16 protein-coding genes are annotated in these 16,053 nt (G+C 56.2%); 8 read left to right on the top strand and 8 right to left on the bottom strand.

Annotated elements, in window-relative coordinates; all coding sequences use genetic code 11:
* Positions 1–11 precede the first annotated feature (11 nt).
* Complete coding sequence (locus DXY31_RS09015; protein ID WP_371639271.1) at positions 12–404, bottom strand: hypothetical protein; 393 nt, start codon at positions 402–404, stop codon at positions 12–14.
* 31 nt (positions 405–435) lie between these two features.
* On the opposite strand from DXY31_RS09015, the gene psbO reads away from it, so the two are divergent.
* The 5 genes from psbO (at position 436) to DXY31_RS08990 (ending at position 5,805) form a co-directional block, all read left to right on the top strand.
* Positions 436–1,257, top strand: a complete 822-nt coding sequence (gene psbO / locus DXY31_RS09010; RefSeq protein WP_066905011.1) for a photosystem II manganese-stabilizing polypeptide — start codon at positions 436–438, stop codon at positions 1,255–1,257.
* Positions 1,258–1,386: 129 nt separating this feature from the next.
* Positions 1,387–2,553, top strand: coding sequence for a sulfate adenylyltransferase (gene sat, locus DXY31_RS09005; RefSeq protein ID WP_114993460.1), 1,167 nt, complete (start codon positions 1,387–1,389; stop codon positions 2,551–2,553).
* Positions 2,554–2,599: 46 nt separating this feature from the next.
* Positions 2,600–4,453 (top strand): ATP-dependent zinc metalloprotease FtsH3, encoded by a 1,854-nt coding sequence (ftsH3, locus tag DXY31_RS09000; protein WP_114993459.1) that lies wholly within the window; start codon positions 2,600–2,602, stop codon positions 4,451–4,453.
* The gene (locus DXY31_RS08995; protein WP_114993458.1) at positions 4,428–5,081 is read left to right on the top strand and encodes a bifunctional 4-hydroxy-2-oxoglutarate aldolase/2-dehydro-3-deoxy-phosphogluconate aldolase; all 654 of its coding nucleotides are present in this window, start codon (positions 4,428–4,430) and stop codon (positions 5,079–5,081) included. The genes ftsH3 and DXY31_RS08995 overlap by 26 nt, the downstream gene beginning before the upstream one ends.
* 52 nt (positions 5,082–5,133) lie before the next feature.
* Complete coding sequence (locus tag DXY31_RS08990) at positions 5,134–5,805, top strand: hypothetical protein (RefSeq protein ID WP_114993457.1); 672 nt, start codon at positions 5,134–5,136, stop codon at positions 5,803–5,805.
* Between the two features lie 28 nt (positions 5,806–5,833).
* Here DXY31_RS08990 and aroC read toward each other — a convergent pair whose 3' ends face one another.
* The 5 genes from aroC to DXY31_RS08970 form a co-directional block, all read right to left on the bottom strand.
* Positions 5,834–6,922 carry a chorismate synthase gene (gene aroC, locus DXY31_RS08985; RefSeq protein WP_114993456.1) on the bottom strand — a complete coding sequence of 363 codons (1,089 nt, stop codon included), beginning with the start codon at positions 6,920–6,922 and terminating at the stop codon, positions 5,834–5,836.
* A 34-nt stretch (positions 6,923–6,956) separates the two neighbouring features.
* Positions 6,957–7,451, bottom strand: a complete 495-nt coding sequence (locus DXY31_RS08980) for a cupin domain-containing protein (protein WP_244279671.1) — start codon at positions 7,449–7,451, stop codon at positions 6,957–6,959.
* An 8-nt stretch (positions 7,452–7,459) separates the two neighbouring features.
* Positions 7,460–7,642 (bottom strand): hypothetical protein, encoded by a 183-nt coding sequence (locus DXY31_RS17780; protein WP_305791089.1) that lies wholly within the window; start codon positions 7,640–7,642, stop codon positions 7,460–7,462.
* Between the two features lie 114 nt (positions 7,643–7,756).
* Complete coding sequence (locus tag DXY31_RS08975) at positions 7,757–8,317, bottom strand: cyclopropane-fatty-acyl-phospholipid synthase family protein (protein WP_305791088.1); 561 nt, start codon at positions 8,315–8,317, stop codon at positions 7,757–7,759.
* Positions 8,314–8,862 (bottom strand): hypothetical protein, encoded by a 549-nt coding sequence (locus DXY31_RS08970; RefSeq protein WP_244279669.1) that lies wholly within the window; start codon positions 8,860–8,862, stop codon positions 8,314–8,316. The genes DXY31_RS08975 and DXY31_RS08970 overlap by 4 nt, the downstream gene beginning before the upstream one ends.
* Before the next feature lie 219 nt (positions 8,863–9,081).
* On the opposite strand from DXY31_RS08970, the gene DXY31_RS08965 reads away from it, so the two are divergent.
* The 3 genes from DXY31_RS08965 (at position 9,082) to DXY31_RS08955 (ending at position 12,003) form a co-directional block, all read left to right on the top strand.
* Positions 9,082–10,131 (top strand): glycine betaine/L-proline ABC transporter ATP-binding protein, encoded by a 1,050-nt coding sequence (locus tag DXY31_RS08965; RefSeq protein WP_371639269.1) that lies wholly within the window; start codon positions 9,082–9,084, stop codon positions 10,129–10,131.
* Positions 10,128–11,027: an ABC transporter permease subunit gene (locus DXY31_RS08960; protein ID WP_198410871.1), complete on the top strand. Its 900-nt coding sequence runs from the start codon at positions 10,128–10,130 to the stop codon at positions 11,025–11,027. Before DXY31_RS08965 ends, DXY31_RS08960 begins: the two co-directional genes overlap by 4 nt.
* Positions 11,028–11,160: 133 nt before the next feature.
* The gene (locus tag DXY31_RS08955) at positions 11,161–12,003 is read left to right on the top strand and encodes a glycine betaine ABC transporter substrate-binding protein (protein WP_244279667.1); all 843 of its coding nucleotides are present in this window, start codon (positions 11,161–11,163) and stop codon (positions 12,001–12,003) included.
* Here DXY31_RS08955 and DXY31_RS08950 read toward each other — a convergent pair.
* Together DXY31_RS08950 and DXY31_RS08945 are read right to left on the bottom strand one after the other, a co-directional pair.
* Positions 11,995–13,689 (bottom strand): permease, encoded by a 1,695-nt coding sequence (locus DXY31_RS08950; RefSeq protein WP_137024940.1) that lies wholly within the window; start codon positions 13,687–13,689, stop codon positions 11,995–11,997. The genes DXY31_RS08955 and DXY31_RS08950 overlap by 9 nt on opposite strands.
* A gap of 156 nt (positions 13,690–13,845) precedes the next feature.
* Positions 13,846–15,795, bottom strand: a complete 1,950-nt coding sequence (locus DXY31_RS08945; protein WP_114993454.1) for a hypothetical protein — start codon at positions 15,793–15,795, stop codon at positions 13,846–13,848.
* Positions 15,796–16,053: the final 258 nt, after the last annotated feature.

Below are 16,053 nucleotides of genomic sequence, written 5' to 3'. Positions count from 1 at the left end.
AGCCGTGTTGATTAAGCAGCCATATCAGCAGGATCCTGCTCAAATAGGTCGATGAAGGTGCGCAGTTGCAGGCGGGGGATGTAGGGCCAGCCGCCGCTGCTTTCCATCGTTTTGAGCAGAGCGAACAGCTTTTGGCGGTCTTCGGGAAGGCTTTCGCGAAAGGCATCTTCCTGAATGTCTCTGTGCAGGGCTTCCAGATCACGCAGGAGCACCAGCAGAGACGCCGGATCGTCTCGATGCAGTTCCGATAGTTCTCGGAGTGTTTTTAGCGCCGGCTTCAGCTTCTCCTGGATGGTTTCTCGGCCGTCGTGCTGCATCGAGAACACTTCACCTTGTTGAGACGTGCAAAAGGCTAGCCGGTGCGACCGTTTGACACCTGTAGGATCCGCCTGTCCGGTGGACATCGTCAACAGCCGGCGTTTCGGCTTCTCCTCCATGCGCATCCGTCCTCTGCTGGCCCTTGTGCTGGCTTTCTGTCTGACCTTCGTCACTGCCTGCAGCGGAGATGCTCAGGCTGTTGATCGTTCGAACATCACGTACGACGACATCCGTAACACCGGCAAGGCGAATGATTGCCCCACGCTCCCTGAATCCGCCCGAGGCTCGATTCCGCTCACCCCCGGTAATGACTATCAGCTGAGTGCCATCTGCATGCACCCCAGCCAGGTCTTCGTGAAGGGTGAGCCTGCCAACAAGCGTCAGGAAGCCCAGTTCATTGAGGGCAAGATCCTCACCCGTTACACCTCCAGTCTTGACCAGGTCTACGGAGACCTCGTTGTGGGTGAGAAAGGCCTTTCCTTCACTGAGGAGGGTGGCATTGACTTCCAGGCCATCACCGTTCTGGTTCCAGGCGGTGAGGAGTTCCCTTTCACGTTCTCCAGCAAAAACCTGAAGGCCGAGGCTGAAGGTGCAGCCATCACCACCAGCACAGACTTTGAAGGCGAGTACCGCACTCCCAGCTACCGCACCAGCAACTTCATTGACCCCAAAGGACGTTCACTCACAACCGGTGTGGACTACCCGCAGGGTCTGATCGGTCTGGGTGGTGATTACCAGGAGCTCGAGCAAGAGAACAAGAAGCAGTACATCGACGGACAGGGTGTGATGAGCCTGTCGATCACTCGTGTTGATCCTTCCACGGGTGAATTCGCAGGAGTTTTCACCGCTATCCAGCCCTCAGACTCTGATATGGGCAGTCGACAAACTGTGGACGTCAAGATCACTGGGGAGCTCTACGGCCAGCTTGAGGAAGCCTGAATTCCTTCAACACACTTCGATCAGCAACAAGGGGCTTCGGCCCCTTTTTTGTTGTGAACCCTTTTCGCTGAAGCCGCCGGCTGTCGTCTGGGAGAATCGCGCCGTCTTCCCAATCCACTCCGGCCTGTCATGACCGCCAGCTCCCCTTCCTCTCAGACCGGTGTGATCGCTCCCTACGGCGGCACCCTTGTGGATTTGATGGTGCCTGAGGGTGACAAAGCCGCTGTGAAGGCCTCAGCCGTGAGCAGCATCGAGTGCTCCGACCGCAATGCCTGTGATGTTGAGCTGCTGGTGGTCGGTGGCTTCTCCCCTGAAAGGGGCTTCATGCTCCAGGCCGATTACGACGCCGTGGTGGCAGGCAATCGCACCACAACGGGTTATCTGTTCGGACTGCCGATCGTGATGGACACCGACCGTGAGGACATCACGGTGGGGCAGAAGATTCTGCTCACCTACAAGGGTCAGGATCTCGCGGTGCTCACCGTTGAGGACAAGTGGGAGCCCAACAAGGTCGTCGAGGCCAAGGGCTGCTACGGCACCACGTCGCTGGAACATCCCGCTGTGCGCATGATCGCCACCGAGCGCCGCCGTTTCTATCTCGGTGGTCTGATTCAGGGCTTAGAGCTGCCGTCTCGCGTGTTCCCCTGCAAAACCCCACTGGAGGTTCGCGCAGGCTTACCTGAAGGGGAAGACGTTGTGGCTTTCCAGTGCCGCAATCCCATTCACAGAGCTCACTACGAGTTGTTCACCCGAGCCTTGCATGCCAGCAATGTCAGTGAGAACGCTGTGGTGCTAGTGCATCCCACCTGCGGTCCTACCCAGCAGGATGACATTCCTGGAGCCGTGAGATTTCAGACCTACGAGCGACTTGCCGCTGAGGTGGATAACGCTCGGATCCGTTGGGCCTATCTGCCCTACGCAATGCACATGGCAGGCCCCCGTGAGGCCCTTCAGCACATGATCATTCGCCGTAACTATGGATGCACCCATTTCATTATCGGACGCGATATGGCCGGCTGTAAGTCGTCCTTGAGCGGTGACGACTTTTATGGTCCCTACGACGCTCAGAACTTTGCCAAGGAATGCGCTCCTGAGCTCACCATGGAAACCGTGCCCTCTCTGAACCTCGTTTACACGGAAGAAGAGGGTTACGTCACTGCTGAACATGCAGAGGCCAGAGGTCTGCACGTGAAGAAGCTGAGCGGCACTCAGTTCCGCAAGATGCTGCGCAGCGGTGAAGAGATCCCCGAGTGGTTCGCTTTCAAAAGCGTCGTGGATGTACTTCGGTCCACCTGAGCTCTCAGCTTCCTATTAACATTCCTTCATCAGAGGCGGAAGACCCTTGAACAAACGTTGGCGAAACATCGGGCTTGGGGCCCTCCTAGTGCTCGCGATCGTAGTGATCGCACCGGCTTTCTTTGGAGGCGCCGGTGGCCCTCAGCCCGAGGCACGCTCTCTTCGTTACAGCGATTTTGTTGAGAGAGTCCAGGAAGATCAGGTCAGCCGTGTGCTTCTCTCTCCCGATCGTGGTACGGCTCAGGTCGTCGAGACCGATGGCCGTCGTGCCGAGGTCAATCTCGCTCCCGACAAAGACCTGCTCAAGCTGCTCACCGATCACAACGTTGACATTGCGGTTCAGCCCTCCCGCCAGCCCGGCGCCTGGCAGCAGGCCGCATCAAGTCTGATCTTTCCCTTGTTGCTGCTCGGCGGGCTGTTCTTCCTTTTCCGTCGTGCCCAGTCCGGCGGCGGTGGTGGCAATCCCGCCATGAATTTCGGTAAGAGCAAGGCGCGTGTCCAGATGGAGCCTTCCACGCAAATCACCTTTGGTGATGTAGCTGGGATTGAGGGGGCCAAACTTGAACTCACCGAGGTGGTCGATTTCCTCAAGAACCCTGATCGCTTCACCGCTGTTGGAGCCAAAATTCCCAAGGGTGTTCTGCTTGTAGGCCCTCCAGGTACTGGCAAAACCCTTCTGGCTAAAGCTGTTGCTGGCGAGGCCAACGTTCCCTTCTTCTCGATCTCCGGTTCCGAGTTTGTCGAGATGTTCGTGGGCGTTGGTGCAAGTCGTGTTCGCGATTTGTTTGAGCAGGCCAAGAAAAACGCACCCTGCATCGTGTTCATCGATGAGATTGATGCGGTTGGTCGTCAGCGCGGGGCTGGCATGGGTGGTGGAAATGATGAGCGTGAACAGACGCTTAATCAGCTGCTCACCGAGATGGATGGTTTTGAGGGCAACACCGGCATCATCATTGTCGCGGCCACTAACCGTCCGGATGTTCTTGACTCAGCGCTGATGAGACCGGGCCGTTTCGACCGTCAGGTCACGGTGGATCGTCCCGACTACGCAGGTCGTCTACAGATCCTCGGAGTGCATGCCCGTGGCAAGACGCTCTCTAAGGATGTTGATCTCGACAAGGTGGCACGACGCACCCCCGGCTATACGGGGGCTGATCTGTCCAACCTGCTCAACGAAGCGGCAATTCTTGCCGCCCGTCGCGACTTGAGCGAAGTCAGCAACGACGAGATCAGCGATGCCATCGAACGCGTCATGGCAGGTCCTGAGAAAAAAGACAGTGTGATGAGTGATCGCCGTAAGCGTCTCGTCGCCTACCACGAAGCTGGCCATGCTCTGGTCGGCGCTCTGATGCCTGATTACGACCCGGTTCAGAAAATTTCGATCATTCCGCGTGGAAATGCTGGTGGACTGACCTTCTTTACTCCCAGCGAAGAGCGGATGGAGTCGGGCCTTTATTCCCGCACTTATCTCCAGAACCAGATGGCCGTTGCGCTTGGCGGCCGTGTCGCCGAAGAGATCGTCTACGGAGAGGATGAAGTCACAACAGGCGCATCCAACGACCTCCAGCAGGTGGCTTCGACAGCAAGACAAATGATCACCCGCTTCGGCATGAGCGACAAACTCGGCCCAGTGGCTCTTGGTCGTTCTCAGGGAGGCATGTTCCTTGGCCGAGATATCGCTGCTGAACGCGACTTCTCGGAAGACACCGCGGCCACCATCGACGAAGAAGTCTCTGATCTTGTGGCTCTCGCCTACAGGCGTGCCACGAAGGTTCTTGTCGACAATCGACCTGTCCTCGACGAGCTCGCTGACATGCTCGTGGACCAAGAAACTGTGGATGCCGAAGAGTTCCAAGAACTGCTGATCCGCAGTGATGTCCGTATTGCTGAATACGTCTGATCTTGAGGAGGGCTTGATCCGCTCCTTGCGGATCCAGCCCCTTCTGGTTGTTTTGCGCCCACAGAGCACTGACTTGGAGGCGCCCTTTTCAATTACATGTCTTAGTCGTCAGCTTGATCAGCTGGTTGAGGCAGGTGTTCAGCACGTTGAAATCGCTTGGATTGATCATCCGCGCTGGCCTGACCTTGTGATGGCAGCGATGTCTCGTCATCCACGTTTATCTCTGGGTGCGGCATCGATCACGCAGCTGTCGGCTTTGCGGCAGGTGGCTGAGCTTGGATTCAGCTATGCCATGTCACCGCTCTTGGACAAACGGTTACAGCAAAGGGCAAAGCAGCGCGACTTTTTATTGGTGCCAGGGGTGATGACACCTTCTGAGATCAGGCAGGCTTGCGATTTGGATTGTCGTTTAGTGAAGTTGTTCCCGGCCAATGTGCTGGGTCGCGGTTTCTATCGACAGATCGCTGCGCCAATGGGCAATCTCCCTTTCATGATTGCTGCTGGAGGCTTGCGAGCCGGTGACCTCTACTCCTGGCTGGAAGCTGGATATGACGCCATCGCTCTTGGTCGGACGGTGTTCGAAAACGATGGTTTTGATCCATGCCTGGCCGCCTGGATTGGCGCATGAGTGGTAGCGATGAGACCCATCTGCTACAGATAAGAGAGATGTTTCGGTAACGATGTCTCAGCTATCCATCAAGTTGAGCGACAAAGCTGATGCTTTGATCGCTCAGTTGCAGAAGGAAATTTTCAATCGACGTCGCAAGAAGGTCAGCGCCTCCGGGGTTGTAGAGACCCTGGTAGAAAGCGGGGCTCGCTCGCAGTCGGACAAGCGTTTTTCAACCTCCTGGGTCAATCTGATTCAGGACATCGAAAAGGCCGCCAAGCTGGCCAATGCCCATGGCAGCAAGCCCTCTTCACTGAGTGATGAAGAGTGGGTGATGGTCTTGAGCCATCGCAACCGTCAGTCCACCGGGAAGACGGTTCGCCAGTCGACTGCCAAAAAATCAGCTGCCAAAAAATCAGCTGCCAAAAAGCCAGCTGCCAAAAAGCCAGCTGCCAAAAAGCGTGCTGCAGTCAAGGCTGCCACTGCAAAGACACCTGCAGCGAAAGCGTCAGTCGTCAAGGCTTCCGTGAAGAAACCCGCTTCCCGTAAGCCAACCACGACCAGAGCCGCCAAAAAGACGACGACAACCTCGACGACCGTGAGCACTGCGAGCAAGCCACGCGCAGCTCGACGTGCCCGCAAGGCCACCAACTCATCGCCTGCTGGCTCGGTGGCCGGACGTATGGCCAAGGCTGCAGCTCAGCTGGGAAGCGGCAGCGGCATCACCTCTCCGGCTCGCAGCTGACCACCAAGCTGATCCACACAGTGCGGTCTCACCAGAGGCTGCACTGACCCTGCTGCCTGAGTAGGTGATCGGCCAGAACCAGATTCACCATGGCCTCCACCATCGGCACGGCCCTAGGCAGCACACATGGGTCATGCCGGCCTTTGGCGGCGAGGGTGGTGGCTTGCCCGCGGTCGTTGATCGTTGTTTGCTCTTTTCGGATTGTTGCTGTTGGCTTGAATGCCACCCGGATCACAATCGGCTCGCCGTTGCTGATGCCTCCTTGAATTCCGCCAGAGTTGTTGGTGGCTGTACGCAATCGGCCTTCTTCGCTTGGAAGAAAAGCATCATTGTGCTCGCTCCCTTTCAGCCGTGTGCCGGCAAAACCTGAGCCAATTTCGAAGCCTTTAGTGGCGGGTAGTGACATCACCGCCTTGGCCAGATCCGCTTCGAGCTTGTCGAACACAGGCATTCCCAGACCCACGGGAGGTCTGCGTACAACGCATTCGATTAGTCCTCCACAGGAGTCTCCGTCACGGCCGATGGCCTCAATCCGTTCGATCATCCGATCGGCCATTGCAGCATCGGGACATCGCACGATGTTGGCTTCTACGGACTCGCGGTTCACGGCGTTGATGTCCACCGTGGCTTCGAGGTCATGAATGCGTCGGACCCAGGCCATCACCTCGGTGCCATGGGCTTTGCTCAGCAACTGTCGGGCGATAGCACCAGCCGCCACCCTGCCGATCGTTTCTCGGGCCGATGCTCTGCCTCCGCCGCTGCGGGCTTGAATGCCGTACTTCGCTTGATAGGTGGCATCGGCGTGGGAGGGTCGAAAGGCAACCTCCATCTCTCGATAATCCTGAGGCCGCTGATCTTTGTTGCGCACCACCATGGCGATCGGTGTGCCCAGGGTTATGCCATCCATGACACCGCTCAGGATCTCCACCTGATCGGCCTCCTTGCGCGGTGTGGTGATCCTGCTTTGACCTGGCTTGCGCCGGTCCAGTTCGGCCTGAATCGCTGGCAAATCGAGTTCCATTCGCGGCGGGCAACCCTCTAGGACCACGCCGACACCGCCGCCATGGGATTCGCCGAAGGTGCTGATGCGGAACAGGGTGCCGAAACTGCTGCCCAATGGAATGCCTTCTCTCGTCCGAGCGTAAGAGAGCTCAGATCAGCTCGCTCAGTGCCCCTGGCGGATGTTCAGGCGCCGGCCGGTCTCGAAGCATCTCGAAGTCTGCAAAGTCAAAACCTGGTCCGACACAGCAGCTCACCAAGGAGTACTGCCCCTCCGAGCGTGCTGCCATCCAGTGGCCTGCGGGCACGACGTGAACAGGATTGTGCATCGAGAGCACGTGCTGCACGGCCTGGCCTCCCTGCGGTTCAAGCGTCCAGAGACTCAGTGGTGTTCCTTGCAGATGGGTCCAGACCTCATCGGCTTGATGAACTGCATGCCAGCGGCTTCTGGACCCTGCATCGAGCAGATAGAGGATGCTGGTGATTGCGGCCCGTTGCTGGCCATCGGCACGGGTGACCCACGATGAGCTTCGATACAGCTCACGGAACCAACCACCCTCTGGATGTGGTTCGAGGCTCCATTCCCGAATCAATTGATTCACGACCTCCATCGGCGAGCGATTTGATGATGGGGATTCCTCTGGCATTGGCTCCATCAGTTCAGGGGTTTGTTGAAACGCATCAAGCCCCAACTGAGCTTTCCTGACTGTCCACCATCAACCCAATGGCCACGCTCGGCGTCCATTCGCTCCAGAGAAACGGGAGTGATGCTGCATTCCAGATCCTGCCGACGTCGTCGCAATTCCAGGCGCACTTTGCCGTAGTGCTCGATCAGCATTGGTGTGTGGTCATGCCAAGCAGTCCTTGTTAGTCCCACTTTGCTTGCCCAGCGGTGATAACGCTCGGGTGATCCGAGATCAGCAAGGTGAATGCGATCGAGAATTGCCGTGAGTTACTCAGTCTGTACGCCATCGGCTGCCATGGGGTCGGTCATCACCATCACACCGCCTGGTTTCAGCAAACGGGCTGCTTCCCTCATCACCATTCGACGCTCATCGGAGTTGAGAATCGCGTCCTGACTCCAGACCACATCGGCGCAGCCATCGGCGAGAGGCACCGCCTCGAAGGATGCGTCATGAACAGTGATCCGCTCAGAGAGGCCGGCCTCTTGATTGAGCAGCCGATGTCGGTTGTTCTCAACCGCGGAGGTGTTGATGGCGTCCACCCGGATCCCAGGGCTGCCACGGAGTCGTTTGGCTGCACCTCCGCAACCGGACCCGAAGTCCACAACCTGCAGTGTGGTTGCTTCGTTTGAGGGTAGAGGCTGCCCCATCAGTGCGATCAGCGCGTCGACAGTGCGACGGCTTGCAGTTGCGATCGGCTCCTCTGGGCTCTCATAGAGGCCGATATGAATGTCCTTGCCGCCCCAGATGCCTGCGTAAAACCGATTGGCATCGTCACTGTCGTCGTAGTGCGCTGCAGTGCTGGCTGCTGCGGAATAGGTGCTCGTCATCGCTCAGATCGCTGTGATTTCCGTGTCGAACAGATAGTCCTCCTCAGCCACATGCATGTAGAAGTCGGGATCATCGTGGCCGCGTAGTACTCGGCCAAAGCCTTGCGACGATCTCGCTCGCGGAAGAGATGGGTGAATGAGTTGCCCAGGCAAATCACGGCGTTGAACCCCTCGCGCAGAAGTCTGACGGAATGGAATCCTGTTCTTCTGGCCACATCCAGCACCGAGCGGGCGCCATGTTTGTGCAGTAGCCGAACAAAGAAGTTGCCCTCAGCTTCTTCTCTGGCATCCCAATCAATCAGGCGATCCCAGCGGTCCGCAAACTGTTCGATGGATTCCTGTTGATAATGACCTGTTTCTTTAACGCGTTCGGGTCGCTGCCCGAAGCGTTGCGCATCACCGGATTCCGCTAACGGGTGGTTTCTGAGTGTGGTCATGCCGCTCAGATCGTCAATGCGCGGGTACGTGCGAAAGACAGCAGCGGCGCTGTCTGGCAGCTCGTCACCGACTCTCTGAGCTACGTCGACGTTACGAAATGGGCTCAATTGGCAACCTAATCTCGGCGTTTAGAGCCGTCAGCTACGCGGACGAAGCCTTTGTGGCAAACGGATGGCTCCTGACCGCTGATCAGAGATCAGGCCACTGCTATAAGCAGCTCAGGCTTGGAGGGAGGCTCTGAAGTGCAATCAGAGATCTCTATCGAGTCGGTTTGGAAGCTTTTTGGCAGATCTTCCTCTGAGTTGATTAAGCAGCTGCGTTCAGGCGTGGATCCTGAGCATCTCTATGCCAGTCGTGGCGTGCGGGCTGCTGTCCAGGATGTCTCGATGGAGATTCTCGCCGGCGAGATCTTTGTGGTGATGGGTCTTTCCGGTTCAGGTAAATCCACTCTGCTGAGAATGTTGAATGGTCTGATCTCTCCCTGCGAGGGAGAGGTGACTGTCCAGGGCTTTTCGCTGAGCGCGATGACGACACAGCAGCTGGCGGAGCTGCGCCGTCATCAGATGGCGATGGTTTTTCAGTCGTTCGCGCTCTTCCCCCATCGCAGCGTGCTTGAAAATGCTGCTTTTGGACTCGAGGTTGCGGGCATGCCCCGCAAGCCGAGGATCGATCGTGCCATGAAGGCGCTTGAGCGTGTAGGGCTGGCCGCAGAGGCCCGAAAACGCCCACGCGAGTTGTCTGGGGGAATGCAGCAGAGGGTTGGTCTGGCCAGAGCCCTGGCCCTTGACCCGCCGATTTTGCTGATGGATGAGGCCTTCTCCGCACTGGACCCCTTGATCCGTAAAGACATGCAGGATCTGTTGCTGGAGCTACAGGCAGAGCAGCGTCGCACGGTGGTATTCATTTCCCATGATCTCGATGAGGCGATCAGGATCGGTGACCGGATCGCCTTGATGCAGGACGGGCGACTTCTGCAGTGCGATACCGCGCAGCGGTTGCTGCATCACCCAGCCAATGATGAGGTCAAACGCTTTTTTCGCGACGTCGATGTGGCGTCGGTTCTGACAGTGGAGTCGATTGCGCAGCCTCCTCTCCATCAGCGGGTGTGTGATCTGGACGAACTCCTGCCTGACCAAGGAGACATCACCGTGTATGTGACCGATCGTCAGCAGCATTTGCGTGGTGTTTTGCGAGCAGGCCGCGGCTGGTTCGACATATCAGCCATCAAGACGTTGTCAGCCGGAACATCTGTGAAAGAAGCCATTGATGTGGTGGCGAACAGTTCTGAGCCAGTGCCAGTGCTGGATGACGAGAAGCGGCTGCTGGGCGTGATCAGCCCGCGTCAATTGCTGCTCGCAATGGAGGCAAGCGCGTGACGCTGATCCTGGCTGCTGCCCATCAAGCCGGTTGGCTTGGTCAGGCGATTGATTTCTTTGTTGAGTGGCTGTTGGCCAATGCCCAGGGATTGTTTGATGTGATCAAGGCTTCGGTCTTGGCCCTGGTCTCCGTCACCCAGTGGTTGCTGGAGTGGCCGCCAGCCTGGTTGTTCGCTCTGATCACCGCGGCGCTTGGGCTCTGGCGAGTCAATGGGGGTTTTGCTCTGTTTGTTTTGCTCGGTTTCAACCTTGTGCTCTCGATGGCGTTGTGGAGCGAGATGATCACCACCCTCTCGCTTGTGCTGACTGCGTCAGGCCTTGCTCTGCTGATCGGCCTCCCTCTGGGCATTCTTTCGGCACGCTTCCGACTGGTCTGGAGGCTGGTGCGTCCTTGCCTGGATCTGATGCAGACCATGCCGGCTTTTGTCTATCTGATTCCAGCTGTGATGTTGTTCAGCACGGGTGCGGTTCCTTCGATCCTGGCCACCCTGATTTTTGCCATGCCGCCGGTGGTCCGTCTGACGCACCTGGGAATCGTTCAGGTTCCTGATGACCTCATCGAAGCCGGTCGCTCCTTTGGTTGTAGTGATCGCCAGTTGCTCTGGAAGGTGCAGATGCCCAATGCCGTTCCCACCGTGATGACTGGGGTCAACCAAACCATCATGTTGTCACTTTCCATGGTCGTGATCGCTTCGATGATCGGGGGTGGCGGTCTCGGTGATGTCGTGTTGCGTGGAATTCAGCAGCTTGATGTGGGGATGGGCTTTGAAGGAGGGATCGCCGTGGTGATTTTGGCGGTGATCCTCGACCGTCTCAGTCAGAGCTTTGCCGGTCGTCGTGGATCATCACTTCAAGAGCGATTGCGCGCCTGGATGTCTCTGTGGAGGGCTTCATGAGCGCTCGACAGATCCGACGACGAGCTTTTCTGCTCGGAGGCCTTGGGGTCGCGGGGATCTCCGCTGCAAGTCTGGTCAAGCTCAGTGCTCCTTCCCCCCGCTGAGTTCTTCAGCCTCCTCGGGGGAGGAAGGTGTGGAGGCCCCTCGCCGTTCACTGCCCGGTTCGGCATCCGCACGACCCACACTGCGCCTTGGTTGGTCACCCTGGGCTGATGCTGAGGTGGTGAGCCTCATCGCTCAGACCGTGATCCAGCAGGCTTACGACGTGAGGGTCGAGCGTGTTCTTGCCGATATCGGCATTCAGTACGCCTCACTGGCCCGTGGTGATCTGGATCTGATGCTGATGGCGTGGTTGCCGTTGACGCATCGTGACTATTACAGGCGGGTGCGTGATCGGGTCGTCGACTTTGGCTCGATGTATTCAGGCCGTCTGGGCTGGGTGGTTCCGGATTATGTGCCTGCTGCGGATCTCACCTCCATTGCTGATTTACGCGATCGTTCCCTGGCGGCCCGCTTCGACAATCGCGTGCAGGGGATCGATCCCGGTTCGGGTCTGAATCAGGCCTCGGTCGAAGCACTCAAGAGTTATCGCCTCAATGATCTGGAGCTGGTGGCGTCCAGCAGTGTTGCAATGACGGCGGTGCTGGATCAGGCCATGCGTCAGCAACGCTGGGTCGTGGTCACCAGCTGGACACCCCACTGGATGTTCGCTCGTTACAAGTTGCGTTTTCTGCAGGATCCGCAACGCGTGTTCGGCGGTATCGAGTGGATTCATGCGCTTGGTCGTCCTGAGCTGGATCTGGAGATGCAGGATGTGGCCGGTTTCCTCACGCGTTTCCATCTGCCTGATCAGGAGATGTCGGACCTGCTGCTGCAGGCCAATGAGCAGACGGCCGAGGCCGCTGTTGACGACTACATCACATCGCATCCGGCGCGTGTTCGTTACTGGAGCACCGGCGAGATCGCCTCAGGCTGATGCCTCTCGGGAATCAAAGGTTTCGGCGCAATGGCTGCTGCAGAACCATGCATGCACTTGACCTCTTTGTCGATGTGGCGTGGAGGGCTTGATGTGGACCTGCATCCCGCAGATCGGATCTATTGTCTCCTCCACGTACTTCGCGGGCTCTGCGTCGAAATGCTGCGCGCAGCGTGAGCTACAGAACAGAATCGTCTCCTTGGCGTGTTCACGCCGGCTCCCCGGCTTCTCAGGGTTAACAGCCATACCGCAGATCGGATCTCTGTATGGCTTGGAAGCGTTTTTAGAGTTGTCCTGGCCGACCTCAGAGGTGGTTTTCGGTTCTGGCTCGCCTTGCTGATCGAAGTGCTCAGCGCAGTGATCGGAGCAGAACCAGAATTGCTTGCCGTCGCGTTGTCGCGTCGCGGGTGCATTGGCTTTTTCCACCTGCATTCCGCAGATGGGATCGAGGGCATATCCGGCACCGCCTCCGAAGCGTTCCTTGTTGTGAGCCAGCCACCATGCCATCGCCAGAATGCTGAGGGCGACCAGATTGAGCCATGTGGTGCTGTTCCAGCCGATCGAGAGGGTTTGCCCAGCATTGATTCGTGTCAAGGGAATCAGTCCTGTGACCCGGAACAGACCCTCAACGACCAGGCCGCTGATGGACATCAAGAGCCAAAGACCGAGCAGCATGCGCAGAGCCAGCCGCGGTCCGTAGTACTTCCTGTAGATCAACAGCAGCGGCAACGTAATCAGATCCGCAAAGATGAACGCGATCACACCACCGAAGGACACGCCACCCGTCCATAAAGCTGCAGCCATGGCGACGTTGCCGACCGAGCAGACGAAGCTGATGATGGCGATTAGAGGGGCAATCAAGGCGTTCTGGACTGACGTCCAGACCCCCTGGTTCTGCATGAACACAATCCGCCAGAGAGTGTCCGGCACCAGGGCGCTCAGCATGCCGGCGACGACAAAGCCGATCAGCAGCTCTTTGCGCAGCATGGTCAGATCGGCCAGCGCATAACTGGCGGCGTTGGCCCAGGTCGCTGGTGAGCGAAGCCTGCTGCCAAGACGCTCCGGTTTGGACAACCCGTCGTCCGCGGCATTGGCGATGGCGCTTTCTCGAAGCCTCTCCTGGGCCGGACGCGTGAGGCGAACAGGGAACAGATGGGTTCCCCACCACGTCAGCAGAATGATCATCAGTGGACCGCCGATGAACTCAGCTGCGGCAAACTGCCAGCCCAGCAGCACGATCAGCACGAGTCCGAGCTCAAGCACCAGATTGGTGGAGGCCACCATGAACACCTGGGCCGTGATGAAGTCGGCACCTCTGGCGAAGAGGTTTTTGCTCATGGCCGAGGCGGCGTAAGAGCATGACGACGACACCATGCCCAGCCCTGAGGCGCGCAGAATCGCTCCCGGCTTGTGTGATCCCATCACGCGTTCCATGGCCTTGCGGCTTGCACTGGCCTGCACCAAGCCCGAGAGGCAGAAGCCGAGCACCAGAGGCCACAGCGTTGCCCAAAACATGAGCCATCCGCTCCAGAGCGATTGGCCGATCAGCTGCGGCGCCACCTGGTTGATGTCCATGAATGGCTCAATGGGTCTGGTTTCTTGATAGGCACGTTTGGGTTGTCGCCCCACATCACCTGGTGGCTTCTCCTGGCGACGCAACGTGTTGCTGAACTGAGCAGAAGGCAACAAAAAGCCCCTTCTTAGAGGGGGCGTTACAAGAAATCGCAGCGAAGCGTCAGGCCTGAGACCAGGCGATCATCAACATTGAGCAAAAAAATATCAACAAGGGGGATAGGCAACCCTGAAGTAAGCGGTCAATAATCGAGTCAAAACATAGGCTTGTCAGAAAAAACTGTTATCGAGGAGTAGTTCAGACCCATCCTGCTTCATGTTGTCGACGACTTGAACATAAATATTCTGGAAAATCGTTTCTTGATCCGACAAAGCTTTAACAGCAAGCTTATAGATATTGTTTTTGTCGGCGTCACTAGGTCGATCAAAGTCAGGCGCAGATTCAAACAGCAGACGGCCGCTATGCGAATCCAAGCTGAAGTTATCGGAATCATCTCCTTCAATGAGCATCCATGTTGCATATTGATTGGCTGCTAAATCACCCACAAGCTGATCCCCCTCCAGAACAGAGACATATAGGTTCTCATCATCAAACGAGCCAGGCTCTGGAGCCCAATTTGTCAACATATCAGCCTCAAAGTCTTGGCTTTCAAATTGAATAGACACGAGCTCATTAGATGGCAATACATACTTTCCATCATCATCCGGATCGACTTCCGAAAAACCACCAAAAGCATCGGGAAGCGTGAGAATCTGAACTGACGAAGGAGCAAGACCAAACTTCTTGGCCATTGCCTTTGTATCAACGATAATTTCCTGAGGGTCATCAGAATCGACGGGTAAGTAAGTGGACAACACACGTAGATCTGAACCCTTTTCACCTGATTGCAATCCACCCAACACATAAAGTCCATTCTCACCAGGCTGTGACGAGTAGAACGAATCAAGATCAACATTCTCACGCCGTGCCAAATCAGCCCAAGATTGGTAGGCATAGGCGCTGGCCTTGAAAGACGCATCCGACGTCATGAGGCCGACGCCATAATCACCAAAATTATTTTGATATGGAGAAGCCCCTTCGCTGTCAATCCAAATCGGGAATCCGTTGCCGTCAGGAACAAACGGACCATCAGCGCCACGGTAAAAATGGGCATTGGCGATAGACGGTGCATCATTTTGAAGGGCCATCCAAATGGCACTGGCCTGAGCAGCCCCCAAGGGCGTTGAGGCATTGCCAGAGTCAAATGATGTGTTCCATTCAGACAAAATCTGTTCAGTATCGCTATATCCATACTCAACCAAAAGTTGATGAGCTTTGTCGTGCATCGCAATATAATCTTGCGGGTCTGTGCCGTAGTAATGCCAACTAAAGAAGTCCAGTTCAACTTCTCTTTCCTTTAGATACTGTAGAAAATTTTCAGTCCACTCAACACCGATCGTATTCATATATTCTGAATCCGTCGTCCAAGGAAGACCCAAGCCGACATTGTGAATACCAGGACCACCTATTTTAATTTCCGGGTGTAATTCCTTGAGTCTTATCGCTGTGTCAGCAAAGAATTCATAAAACTCCTCTGGCGTTCCATCCCATGAGTAACTTGGGAACTCTTCTGTATATTCAAATTCGCTCTTATTGTATGGCGTGGGAGAATCAACCCCCTGCATCTCAGTGTTAATGCCAATAATCTGCGGCTCATTCCAGATTTCAAAATAACCATGCTCTAAAGGATTAAATCCCCACAGGTCTTCATCTGTGTAGCGCTCAAGGAGTTTTTCAAAAATTTCGACGCCTTTGTCCAACATTGTTGTCGAAAGCGGCCTTTCACCTGACCAGAAGGGGCCATATCCGGGGTAACCGGTTGGCTCGTTCAATCCATACGCTCCCCAGCTGACCATGTTGCGCCAGCTCAGGCCTCCGCGAACAAAAGGATCCATTCCTAGATCAATAATATCCCGAAAATTTTCGTCAGTTTGCCTCCACTGATAAGACAAAGGGTCGTCAGGATTAGCTTGTTGATCTGGGAAAAAGTACATCACATCGAAAGTTCCATTCGACAGGTCTTCTATGCGGATGCTTTCAATCCCTAATTGCTGATACTGCTTGGAGACATTGGCAAAATTAGGTTCTCCTTGACCAAACGGAGTTGGGCCTGAATTGATGCCAAGCAAAGGCTTGATTTGATTGGATATCGGTTTTTTAAATCCAAGGACCTTCAGCACTGACTTTCTTCCTCTGAACTCAAGCTAGCCCAAAAATATTCAAAGTAACCTTTTGTGAGATTTCATGATTAAACATTGCAATCAATTATCCAGTCTCAGGATCTCAATCCAAACAAGCCAACAGACTTGGAGAAACGAACAAGCATGGCTTGCATGCGCCCTGGAAGGAGTAGCCAACAAAAAGCCCCCTCGTGAGAGGGGGCTTTCCGATTCAGCTCAAGCTGAATCTCTTAGAGACTTCAGCCTCAGGCTGTCTCG

This window comes from Synechococcus sp. UW179A (assembly GCF_900473965.1).
In the GTDB taxonomy this organism is placed as follows: domain Bacteria; phylum Cyanobacteriota; class Cyanobacteriia; order PCC-6307; family Cyanobiaceae; genus Synechococcus_C.
Note: the sequence above shows the minus strand (reverse complement) of the source record. Positions and strands in the feature narration are given on the sequence as shown.